The 8,206-nt window shown below is 64.3% G+C and carries 6 protein-coding genes and 1 pseudogene; 3 read left to right on the plus strand and 4 right to left on the minus strand.

Annotated elements, in window-relative coordinates; translation table 11 throughout:
• Positions 1–108 precede the first annotated feature (108 nt).
• Positions 109–366 (plus strand): annotated as a pseudogene (locus tag AC1D00_RS16300) (Lrp/AsnC ligand binding domain-containing protein); the annotation flags it as partial.
• A 363-nt stretch (positions 367–729) separates the two neighbouring features.
• Here AC1D00_RS16300 and greA read toward each other — a convergent pair.
• The 3 genes from greA to AC1D00_RS16315 form a co-directional block, all read right to left on the minus strand.
• Positions 730–1,203, minus strand: a complete 474-nt coding sequence (gene greA / locus AC1D00_RS16305) for a transcription elongation factor GreA (protein ID WP_477011386.1) — start codon at positions 1,201–1,203, stop codon at positions 730–732.
• A gap of 229 nt (positions 1,204–1,432) precedes the next feature.
• Positions 1,433–4,897: a carbamoyl-phosphate synthase large subunit gene (gene carB, locus AC1D00_RS16310; RefSeq protein ID WP_477011387.1), complete on the minus strand. Its 3,465-nt coding sequence runs from the start codon at positions 4,895–4,897 to the stop codon at positions 1,433–1,435.
• 142 nt (positions 4,898–5,039) lie between these two features.
• A complete protein-coding gene (locus AC1D00_RS16315) occupies positions 5,040–6,209 on the minus strand; it encodes an MFS transporter (RefSeq protein WP_404558801.1) in 1,170 nt (389 codons plus the stop codon).
• Between the two features lie 110 nt (positions 6,210–6,319).
• On the opposite strand from AC1D00_RS16315, the gene AC1D00_RS16320 reads away from it, so the two are divergent.
• Positions 6,320–6,691 carry an ArsR/SmtB family transcription factor gene (locus AC1D00_RS16320; RefSeq protein WP_477011388.1) on the plus strand — a complete coding sequence of 124 codons (372 nt, stop codon included), beginning with the start codon at positions 6,320–6,322 and terminating at the stop codon, positions 6,689–6,691.
• Positions 6,692–6,899: 208 nt separating this feature from the next.
• Here AC1D00_RS16320 and AC1D00_RS16325 read toward each other — a convergent pair whose 3' ends face one another.
• The gene (locus tag AC1D00_RS16325; protein WP_477011390.1) at positions 6,900–7,589 is read right to left on the minus strand and encodes a class I SAM-dependent methyltransferase; all 690 of its coding nucleotides are present in this window, start codon (positions 7,587–7,589) and stop codon (positions 6,900–6,902) included.
• 125 nt (positions 7,590–7,714) lie between these two features.
• Between AC1D00_RS16325 and AC1D00_RS16330 the strand changes: the two genes are divergently transcribed.
• Positions 7,715–8,206, plus strand: a 492-nt coding sequence (locus tag AC1D00_RS16330; RefSeq protein WP_477011389.1) for a Dps family protein, incomplete at its 3' end; no start/stop codon positions are given.

Here is an 8,206-nt window from a genome sequence, read left to right on the forward strand (position 1 = left end):
TGTCCAGCCAGGCCGAGGCGGATTTGCGCGCCTTCGAGGAGTTCGTCCGCGCCGAGCCGCTGGTGCGGGAATGCTGGATGCTGTCCGGCGAGGTCGATTTCATCCTGAATGTCCAGCCAGGCCGAGGCGGATTTGCGCGCCTTCGAGGAGTTCGTCCGCGCCGAGCCGCTGGTGCGGGAATGCTGGATGCTGTCCGGCGAGGTCGATTTCATCCTGAAATGCGTCGCGCCTGACATGGCGACCTTCCAGGATTTCGTCACGCACCTGACCGCTGCGCCCCATGTCCGCAACGTGCGGACGTCGCTGGTGCTGCACAATTCGAAATACGAGGCGGCCGTGCCGCTGGACGTGAAGGGGCGGCGGTAGGGCGCCGCTCTCGTGCCCCGGACGCAGCGCAGCGCTCCTTTAGCGGTGCGCTGCAGAGCCGGGACCCATCTCACCGCGATTTACCGAGTTGCTTTCTGGGTCCCGGCTCTGCGCAGCAACGCTAAGGGCGTTGCTGCGCGTCCGGGACACGAGAGAGACGGATGCTGTTGCCACGCTCCGTCATTGCGAGCGTAGCGAAGCAATCCAGACTGTCTCCGCGGAAAGATTCTGGATTGCTTSGCTGCGCTCGCAATGACGACGGGTGAGGGCGCAAGTCCCTCACATTCCGAGCAATACGCAGAAACAAAAAGGCCGCGCCAAGCGCGGCCTTTTCAAAACATCATGACGCGCAGCGGCAAATCCTTACCGCCACTCCACCTTGGTGATCTCGTACGCCTTGGCGCCGCCGGGTGCGTTGACCTCGACGGTCGAACCCTTCTTCTTGCCGATCAGCGCGCGCGCGAGCGGCGAGGTGATGGAGATGCGGCCCTTCTTGGCGTCGGCCTCGACCTCGCCGACGATCTGCCACACCGTCTTCTTCTCGGTGTCCTCGTCGACCAGGGTCACGGTGGCGCCGAACTTGATGGTGTCGCCAGACAGTTTCGAGATGTCGATGATGTCGGCGCGCRCGAGCTTGTCCTCGAGCTCCGCGATGCGGCCCTCATTGTGGGACTGCTCTTCCTTCGCGGCGTGATATTCCGCGTTTTCCGACAGGTCTCCGTGCGAGCGCGCCTCCGCAATATGCTCGATGATGCGCGGACGGTCCTCGGACTGGCGCTTCTTCAATTCTTCCCCGAGCGCGGCAAACCCGGCCGAAGTCATCGGAACCTTTTCCATCTTCTCTCTCGTCCTTCGATCGTGCGCCCCAGAACGCGAATGGGCGCCCAACCTTGATTCGTCGGTATTTCCGGGGCTCGGTACATGAGCCGTCGGACGTCGACAGATATGGGCTTGGCGCCGGAACAGAACAACCATATGGCCGGACAGTTCCTGCGGCCATTGTGGCTTGACTGCCAATCACTTAGCGGAAGGCTTAACCTCTCAAGGCCTTGCCTTCCACTCTCGATCAGGTTTCCGAAAAGTAGCTCTGCAGGGTACGAACCTCAAGGTCCCCATCCAGATAGGCGCGGATGCCCTGCGCGGCCGCCACGGCCCCGGAAAGAGTGGTGTAATACGGCACTTTATGCAAGAGGGCCGCGCGCCGCAGTGAACGGCTGTCGGCGAGCGCCTGCGGGCCTTCGGTGGTGTTGAAGACGAGCTGGACGTCGCCATTGGTGATGGCGTCGACGATATGCGGCCGCCCTTCCAGCACCTTGTTCACCTTCTCGGTCGGGATGCCCTGGTCGGTCAGGAAGCGCTGCGTGCCCGACGTCGCCAGAACCTTGAAGCCGAGAGAATGCAATTCGCGAACGGCCTCGGCGATGCGCGTCTTGTCGCTCTCGCGCACCGAGACGAACACCGTGCCCTTGCGCGGCACCCGCGTGCCGCCGCCGAGCTGGCTCTTGGCGAAGGCCACCGCAAACGAGCTGTCGATGCCCATGACCTCGCCGGTCGAGCGCATCTCGGGGCCGAGCACCGTGTCGACGCCGGGGAAGCGCGCGAACGGGAATACCGATTCCTTGACGCCGACATGCTTGAGCTGCGCCTTCGTCAGCTTGAAATCGGCGAGCTTCTCGCCGGCCATGATGCGCGCGGCGATCTTGGCGACCGGCGTGCCGACCACCTTGGCGACGAAGGGCACCGTGCGCGAGGCGCGCGGATTGACTTCGAGCACGTAGATCTCGCCGTCCTTGATGGCGTATTGCACGTTCATCAGGCCGACGACGTCGAGGCCGAGCGCGAGCTCGCGCGTCTGCCGCTCCAGCTCCTCGATCATCTTCGCATCGAGCGAGTGCGGCGGCAGCGAGCAGGCGCTATCGCCGGAATGGATGCCGGCTTCCTCGATGTGCTCCATGATGCCGACGATGAAAGTGTCCTTGCCGTCGCAGAGGCAGTCGACGTCGATTTCGGTCGCGTCCGACAGGTAGCGGTCGAACAGCAGCGGGTTCTTGCCGAGCACGGTGTTGATCTGCCCGGTCTTGTCGTTCGGATAGCGCGCCTTGACGTCGGCCGGCACCAGCTCCGGCAGCGTGCCGAGCAGATAGTCGTTGAGCTGGTTCTCCTCGCGGATGATCTGCATGGCGCGGCCGCCGAGCACGTAGGACGGGCGCACCACCAAGGGCAGGCCGAGATCGGCGGAGACGAGCCTCGCCTGCTCGACCGAATAGGCGATACCGTTCTTCGGCTGCTTCAGCCGCAGCTTGTCGAGCACGCGCTTGAAGCGGTCGCGGTCCTCGGCAAGGTCGATGGCGTCGGGCGAGGTGCCCAGGATCGGCACTTCGGCGGCCTCCAGCGCGCGCGCCAGCTTCAGCGGCGTCTGGCCGCCGAACTGCACGATCACGCCGTGCAGCGTGCCGTTGCTGCGCTCCTTCGCGATGATCTCCAGCACGTCCTCGGCGGTGAGCGGCTCGAAATAGAGCCGGTCGGCGGTGTCGTAGTCGGTCGACACCGTTTCCGGGTTGCAGTTGACCATGATGGATTCGTAGCCGGCGTCATGCAGCGCGAAGCAGGCATGGCAACAGCAATAGTCGAACTCGATGCCCTGGCCGATGCGGTTGGGCCCGCCGCCGAGAATGATGACCTTCTTCTTGTCCGACGGCGTGCTTTCGTCCGCCGGGGCGCCCGCAAACGGCGCCTCGTAGGTCGAGTACATGTAGGCGGTTGGCGAGGCGAATTCGGCCGCGCAGGTGTCGATGCGCTTGTAGACCGGGCGAACGCCGAGCGCGTGGCGCTTCGCCGTCACCTCGGCTTCCGTAGTCTGCGCCAGCACTGCAAGCCGCGCGTCCGAAAAACCCATGCTCTTGAGCGTGYGCATGCCGAAGGCATTGGTAGGCAGGCCGTGCTTGCGAACCTTCTCCTCCATGTCGACGATGCCGCGCATCTCGCCGAGGAACCACGGATCGATCTTGCAGGAGTTGAAGATCTCCTCATTGGTCCAGCCCAGCCGCATCGCTTGCGCGACCTGGAGCAGCCGGTTGGGCGTCGGCGTGCCGAGCGCGGCACGGATCGCATTCTTGTCGTCGTGCTGGCCCAGCCCCTCGATCTCGATCTCGTCGAGCCCGGTCAGGCCTGTCTCGAGCCCGCGCAGCGCCTTCTGAAGACTTTCCTGGAAGGTGCGGCCGATCGCCATCACTTCGCCGACCGACTTCATCGACGTCGTCAGCGTGTGGGAGGCGCCGGGGAATTTCTCGAAGGCAAAGCGCGGCACCTTGGTAACGACGTAGTCGATCGTCGGCTCGAACGAGGCAGGCGTCGCGCCGCCGGTGATGTCGTTGGCGATCTCGTCGAGCGTGTAGCCGACCGCGAGCTTGGCGGCGACCTTTGCGATCGGAAAACCGGTGGCCTTCGAGGCCAGCGCGGAGGAACGCGACACGCGCGGATTCATCTCGATGACGACCATGCGGCCGTCGTCCGGATTGACGCCGAACTGCACGTTGGAGCCGCCGGTCTCCACCCCGATCTCGCGCAGCACCGCCAGCGAGGCGTCGCGCATGATCTGGTATTCCTTGTCGGTCAGCGTCAGCGCCGGCGCCACCGTGATGGAATCGCCGGTGTGCACGCCCATCGGATCGAGGTTCTCGATCGAGCAGACGATGATGCAATTGTCCTTCTTGTCGCGCACCACCTCCATCTCGTACTCCTTCCAGCCGAGCACGGATTCTTCGATCAGCACTTCGTTGGTGGGAGAGGCGTCCAGGCCGCGCTCGATGATGTCGAGGAACTCTTCCTTGTTGTAGGCGATGCCGCCGCCGGTGCCGCCCATGGTGAAGGAGGGGCGGATGATCGCGGGCAGGCCGATCTCGGACAGCGCCATCATGGCCTGGCCGAACGCGTATTCCTGGTAGCGCTTGCGGCGATCGCTTTCGCCCAGCGTCCACTGCCGCTCGAGCTCTTCGAGGGCGGCGCCGGAGAGCTTTTCGCGCTCGGCGAGATATTTGTCGCGGAACGACTTCTTCAATGCCGACGCATTGGCCAGCCGTGACTTCGGCGTCTCGAGCCCGATCTTGGTCATGGCCTCGCGGAAGAGCTGGCGATCCTCCGCCTTGTCGATCGCATCGGCCGTGGCGCCGATCATCTCGACATCGAACTTTTCCAGCGTGCCCTGCCGGCGCAGCGACAGCGCGCAGTTCAGCGCAGTCTGGCCGCCCATGGTCGGCAAGAGCGCGAAGCCGCCGGGGATGACGTGACGTTCCTTCTCGATGATCTTGGCGACGATCTCGGGCGTGATCGGCTCGATATAGGTCGCATCCGCCAATTCCGGATCGGTCATGATCGTGGCCGGGTTGGAATTGACGAGGACGATGCGATAGCCCTCTTCCTTCAGCGTCTTCACCGCCTGCGTGCCCGAATAGTCGAACTCGCAGGCCTGGCCGATCACGATGGGGCCGGCGCCGATGATCAGGATGGTGGTGATGTCTGTACGTTTGGGCATCAACTCTCGCCGAAGTCGGATTTGGGCACAAAAAAAGGGCGCGCGGCTGCGCGTCCCTGTGGCCGAGAGCGCGGTGGTCTCCCTCGCGCGCGGGTGGGTCTTAGACCAGTTTTCGGGGCGGCGAAACCCCGAAAAACACCCATCAACCGGCAATTTTGACCGGTTTTGGCCGTGCCTGCCAGCCACGGGCGAGGTGCACCAGAAGCGAGGCCGCAACGCTCGTTCCGCCGATCCAGCCGAGGTCATTTGGCGAGAGGGTGGCCAGCACCGCGCCTCCCAAGGCGCCGCCGATGGCGAAGCCCAGATACATCGAAGAGGCGTTGAGCGAGAGCGCGATCATCGAGGCCTGCGGCTCGATCCGGATGATGCTGGCGATCTGGGCCGGATAGAACGCCCAACCCGAAATGCCCCACAGGAAGATCGTGCCCAGCACGGCATAATGCGCCTGTCCGGGCATCAATTTGAGGACCAGCGAATGCAGGATCAGCGCGGTCGCCATGCCCGCGAGCCCGAGCGCTGCGGTGGCGAGCGTGCCGAGCCGGTCGGCCAGGACGCCGCCGAGCATGTTCCCGATCGCGGCCGCGCCACCGAACACCAGCAGCGCAAGGCTGATCTGCGAGGCATCGAAGCCGAGGCCGCGCAACGGCACCGCGAAATAGGTGAACACGGTGAAGCCGCCGAGCCCCCATAGAATTGTGATTAGAAGCGCGACCAGGACACTGCTGTGACGCGCCACCGCCAGCCGTTCGCCGAGCGAAGCGGTGTTGCGCGGCAGGCCGCGGGGCAGGCCCAGCAAGAGGCCGGCGAGGGCAACGGCACCGATCAGGGCGACCATGGCAAAGGTCGCGCGCCAGCCGAGCAGGCTCCCGACGAGATTGCCGAGCGGGACGCCGATCACGGTCGCAACCGTCAGTCCCGAGGTGACCAGCGCCACCGCGCGGCCCCGCCGCTCAGGCGAGGCGACGGCGACCGACACCGCGAGCGCCGTCGGCATGCACAGTCCGGAGCCCAGGGCCATCAGCATCCGGGAAGCCAGAAGCAGGGCGTAGCTGGAAGCCACCATCGCCACGAGATTTCCGGCGATGAAGGTCGTCAGCGCCAGAGCCAGCACGGTACGGCGGTCGATATTGTTCAGCGCCACCGCCAGGATCGGCGAGCCCACCGCATAAGTGAGGGCATAGGCGGTAACCAATTGGCCGGCGGCCGAGACCGAAATCGACAGGTCGGTGGCGATCGCAGGTAAAAGCCCTGCAATAACAAAGCCTTCTGTGCCGATCGCGAAGGCCGCCAGGGCCAGCCAGAATACGCTCATTGGAAGATTTCCCATGTTCAATGTTTATTGAACTATCGAACGCGACGGTTTCAGTGTCAATCAGTTCAAGAACTATTGAACATTGCGAGCGCATCGCTATGATTCGGACCATGAGCCGCACGCCCCTCCACCCTACCCGCGAGCAGATCGAGCTGCCGATGGTCCTGGATTGCCTGAGCGATCCGATCCGGTTGGCGATCGTCTACCAGCTCGCCCAGCAGGAACGTGTCAGCAGCGAGCTGTGCTGTGGCGACTTCAGTGGTCTCGCCGGCAAATCCAACCTCGCCTACCACTTCGCCAAGCTGCGCGAATGCGGCCTCATGCTGACACGCGTGGCAGGCACCAACCGCTTCATGCGGCTGCGCCGCGAGGATATGGAGGCGCGCTTTCCCGGCCTGCTCGATGCCGTGCTCAGCTCCGCAGCCAAGGATGCGGACCGGCTTCAGCTGCTGTCGGAGTGTGAAGTGGTCAAGGCAGATTGAGCCGCCGATACAGTCCGTCTACGCTTTCGCTTCGGTCAAGCGTGGCTGCGCCACGCGTAGCCTCGCAGGGGCGAAGCGTGGAGACCCGGCCTGGATTTGAACCAGGATGAAGAGCGATGCACCGCCCTCGCGTAGACACTTCCGCCACCGGGCCGTACCGATCATGTCCGAACGGGGTGCGCCAAGCCACCTCAGCCAAACGTTATGCTTAACGGATCATTGGCGGCCGCGCGATGAAGGTCATGCGCCAGCGATTGTGGCCGATATTGGTGTGGGCGCGCTGGACCGCGAACCCGGCCGCCTTAAGCCTGGCCGTGATCTCGTCTTCGCTGTAGCGCTGCAGCCCGATGCGCGAGCGCAGCTGACGGTAATCGGACAGCGCGGTGCTGATCAGCCCGATCAGCGCGTCCTTCAGGAAGCCGTGACGCAGGCCGAAGCTGAGCAGCGCTGTCACGTCCCTGAACATGCCGACATTGGGCTGGAGGATGTCGCCGAGCACCAGCTTGCCGGACGGGGTCAATAACCGCCGGATGGTGAGCAGCGCGGCATCGAGCTCCTCCGGCGTCATGTATTGCGCGACCGAGTTCATCACCACGAGGTCGATGGACTGGTCCTGCATCTTGCGCACGTCGTCGAGCGAGCGGACGCGGATCTTTGTGTTCGGGGCAAACCGCGCGATCAGCCGGCCGCGCACGCCCGGCGCAGGCTCGGCCAGGATCAGCTTGCCGCAGGCGGACGCCACCTGGCTCGCCGACAGCGCCTCGCCGCAGGCATAGTCCAGCACCGTCGCCTCGGGCGAGGAGATGTAGCCGATGATGTCCCGCGCGATGATCTGGAAGTGCAAATCGCGATGCAGCTTGCTGACATAGATCGTGTGCGTGGAGTCGTAATAATCGATCCAATCGTCCWTGGTATTCGAGGGCCCCCACCAGACAGTTCCTGCGCAGGAACCGGTGCTGCCGCCTTGCGTTAGGGGTGCGACGGCGCGCCGTCAATGTCCGCGTCCTAACAGGAAGGTTTCCCGTGAGCAAAGCCCCCAACAAGGTCTCGCCCGACCTCGACACCCCCACCGATCTGTCGCCCCAGGCCGTCAACAAGGTTTCGGAGGCGCTCAACGTGCTTCTGGCCGACGCATTCGCGCTGTATCTGAAGACCAAGAATTTCCACTGGCACATCAGCGGCCGGCATTTCCGCGACTACCATCTGCTGCTCGACGAGCACTCGGACCAGATCTTCGCCACCACCGATCAGCTCGCCGAGCGCGTCCGCAAGATCGGCGGCGCGACTCTGAAGTCGATCGGCCAGGTCGCAAAACTCCAGACCATCAAGGACAACAACGAGGACTACGTCCCGCCGCGCGAGATGCTGCGCGAGCTGATGCAGGACAACAAGCATGTCGCGAGCGCGATGCGCAAGGCCCACGACGTCTGCGACGACGCCGGCGATGTCGCCAGCGCCAGCATCCTCGAGGTCTTCATCGACGAGACCGAGCGGCGCACCTGGTTCCTGTTCGAA

The sequence above is a fragment of the Bradyrhizobium sp. P2_E8 genome, from assembly GCF_056403875.1.